Source organism: Catenisphaera adipataccumulans (genome assembly GCF_014202755.1).
In the GTDB taxonomy this organism is placed as follows: Bacteria; Bacillota_I; Bacilli_A; order Erysipelotrichales; family Erysipelotrichaceae; genus Catenisphaera; species Catenisphaera adipataccumulans.
The window spans coordinates 1-3342 of record NZ_JACHHK010000012.1; the positions used below are offsets into that span (position 1 = coordinate 1).

Genomic DNA, 3342 nt, shown 5'->3' on the forward strand with positions numbered 1-3342 from the left:
TACAGAAAAGTATTTATGTCCTGCTGGGGTTTGTCACTTTGACCGATGTGCTGGGCTGGTTCTTTCAGACATTTGTATTAACTGGGATTTCACTCAATTTCATGTTGATGGGCGTGGCCTTTGCGGCGACCTTTGCCAATCTAGTGGATGAACAGGAACTGGATCCGATCGTGCAGCGGTTCAATCCGGTGCTGAACATCAGTATACTGGCTGCAATTGTTGACCTGGGTGCGCCGCTGGATTATCATCTGATCATGGGTGCCGGCGTGTATACCGCCGTGTATATTATCGCCCGTGCCATCGGAAAATACGGCGGTGCGCGCATCGGTGCGACGATCATGCATATGCCGGAAACGGTACAGAAATATTTGGGACTGACATTGCTGCCGCATTCCGGGGTTTCGCTGGTCTTTACGGGCATCGCCTGTGCGACGTTGGCACCGCTGCCAGATTGTGTTTCCCTGGTGCAGGGAACCATTGCGGCAGCGGCCGTGATCAATGAGATCATTGCGGTGATCCTGGCGAAGAAAGGCTTCGAAAAATCCGGAGAGATCCGAGTGACGTCAAAATAAAATACATTTCAGACGAAAAAGAATGAATTCAGTGCATCTGGCACTGAATTTTTATTGTGTTATAATGGTTCATATCATGGAGCAGAAGTAAACAGAGCGCCTGGACTGCCTGCGGGCAGTTGACGAGGACCGGGCTTATCGAAAGATTCGGCGGATGGCCCGGAGGTTGATACGACCTTAAACAAGGACAAAAACAGTCTGCGAAGATTGAACAAATCCTTCGAGTATCCTCCATGATCCACAAACAAAGGAGGATCTTATTATGTGTGGAATTACGGGTTATACTGGATCGCAGGAAGCGCTGCCAGTATTGCTGAAGGGATTGGAGTCGCTGGAATACCGCGGCTATGATTCAGCTGGTGTGACATTGGTTGACGAAAATGGTCTGTATACGCAGAAGCGCAAAGGCCGCTTAGCGGATCTGGAAAAGGAAATGGATATTCCTTCATTCCATCAGACGACGGGGATCGGGCATACTCGCTGGGCAACGCACGGGGTGCCAAGTCAGCTGAATTCGCACCCGCATACCAATGCGTCGAACACGATTTCGATCGTACACAACGGCATCATTGAAAACTATGAACCGATCAAAGAAGAACTGATCCGGCAAGGATACAAATTTCAGTCCGAAACCGACAGTGAAGTCATCGTTCATTTGATCGACTATTATTATCAAGGCGATATGTTGGCGGCTTTGAAGAAAACCGTTCATCATTTGGCTGGTTCGTTCTCGATCTGCGTGGTCTCGACGGATCATCCGGATGAAGTCTATGTGGCGAAGGTTTCCAGCCCGATGGTCATCGGCCGCGGCAAGAACGGTTCCTACTGTGCCAGTGATATTCCGGCTATTCTGGAATATACAAAAGATGTCGTCATCATGGAAGACGGCCAGATGGCCCGTCTGACGCCGGATCAGATCGAAGTCTTTGACTTTGAAGGACGCCCGATCGAAGCGAAGATCACGCATATTCCGTATGATTTATCTGCAGCCCAGAAGGGCGGTTTTGAAACATACATGCTGAAGGAGATCTATGAGCAGCCGGAAGCCATTCGTGAAACGCTGCGCGGCCGCATCAGCGGCAACCAGATCATTCTGCCGAAACTAGATGGACTGGATCTCTCTGCGATCGACCGGATCTATATTGTCGGCTGCGGCACTGCTTATCATGTCGGTATTTATGGTTCGACCTTGCTGCAGCGCTGGCTGCCGATCTCGGCGATCAGCACGCCGGCCAGTGAATTCCGTTACGGTCATCCAGTCGTTGATGAACATACTTTATGTATCTATATCTCTCAGTCCGGTGAAACGGCCGATACATTGGCAGCGTTGAAGATGACCAACGAGATGGGCGCGCAAAGTATTGCGATCGCCAACGTGCTTGGCTCTTCCATTTCTCGTCTGGCCAATGTGACACTGTATACATGCGCGGGACCGGAGGTCGCGGTCGCTAGTACCAAGGCATTCACCACGCAGTTGGTCTTGATCACGCTATTGATCATCAAGATCGCTGAAATGATGGGACGCCGGCCGCAGGAAGCGGATGCAGTCCTGCATGATCTGAAACGTATGCCGGAAATCGTGGATGATATGCTGAAGAAGAGCGATGAAGTGAAAGAATATGCGGAGCTTCTGAAAGATCAGCACGATGCGTACTTTATCGGCCGGCAGCTGGATTATGTCAGCGTGTTAGAAGGGGCACTGAAATTGAAAGAAATTTCCTATGTGCATGCTGATGCATACTATGCCGGTGAATTGAAGCACGGTCCGATTGCTTTGATCGAGCAGGGAACAGTTGTGATCGCGATGGCAACGCAGCCGGAAGTGGCCGCCAAGACCATTTCGAATATTGAAGAGACCATGGCCCGCGGCGCGAATGTGATCCTGATCACCAATAAAGAGCAGCCGGCGTTAAAATTTGACCGTGTCATGCGGATTCCGGAAATTCATCCGACCTTGACCTGCATACCGGTGACGATCCTGCTGCAGCTGCTGGCATACCACACCGCAACGGAAAAAGGCCGTGATGTGGATAAACCAAGAAATTTGGCAAAATCAGTGACAGTTGAATAGGAAAACCGGGGAACTTCCCCGGTTTTTTCAGAATCAGATGTGAAAACCTGTTTTCCTGTGCTTGACGATGTACTCGACCGTTTGATCCAGACCATGATTCGCTAAATATTCCAGCAGATGGTAGATCAGCCGGTCGGTATCTTTATGGATCAGGATCCGATGCCGGCCTTGGATGTAGTAATCCAGTGCGCTGCGGTCAGTATAGTTGTCTCCTTGATAGATCATACTGGCGGCGACACGGTCGCAGAACATCTCAATGACATAATTTTCCGGCATCCGGCAGGCGTAGATGCCATCTTTGCCGAAATCGAGCCAATATTCCCAGTGATGTTTATTTCGTCCCTTATGGTGCAGCCACCCCAGGGAATAGCCTTTTTCTTCTTTTTCAGCATCGATCGGCGATCGGAATCCTTGATAATAATGAAAACCGGTCTTCAGTTCGATCGGCGAATATTTGCTTAAGTCGTGCAGGATGCCTTGCTTGTATAAATGACAGCGGAAGCAAAGGTGTGTGACTTTGATTTTATGGCGGGTGATGGTTTTCAAATGACTTAGAATTTTGCTCATGAAATTAATATACAACTGAACTTTGGGGTTGTAAATGACCAAAAGGATTGGTATAATGTTTGCGCACTTACTTTAAACTCGACTGAAGTTTAAGGCGGAAGGAGGAAAAAGCGATGAAAAAAGGGATTCATC

2 protein-coding genes and 1 pseudogene are annotated in these 3342 nt (G+C 49.2%); 2 read left to right on the forward strand and 1 reads right to left on the reverse strand.

The window, feature by feature from the left end; translation table 11 throughout:
* Nucleotides 1-572 (forward strand): annotated as a pseudogene (locus HNQ47_RS09955) (cation:proton antiporter); the annotation flags it as partial.
* A gap of 262 nt (nucleotides 573-834) precedes the next feature.
* Nucleotides 835-2643: a glutamine--fructose-6-phosphate transaminase (isomerizing) gene (glmS, locus tag HNQ47_RS09960; protein WP_183329258.1), complete on the forward strand. Its 1809-nt coding sequence runs from the start codon at nucleotides 835-837 to the stop codon at nucleotides 2641-2643.
* A gap of 33 nt (nucleotides 2644-2676) precedes the next feature.
* Here glmS and HNQ47_RS09965 read toward each other — a convergent pair whose 3' ends face one another.
* Nucleotides 2677-3210 carry a DUF5662 family protein gene (locus HNQ47_RS09965; RefSeq protein WP_183329259.1) on the reverse strand — a complete coding sequence of 178 codons (534 nt, stop codon included), beginning with the start codon at nucleotides 3208-3210 and terminating at the stop codon, nucleotides 2677-2679.
* Between the last annotated feature and the right edge of the window lie 132 nt (nucleotides 3211-3342).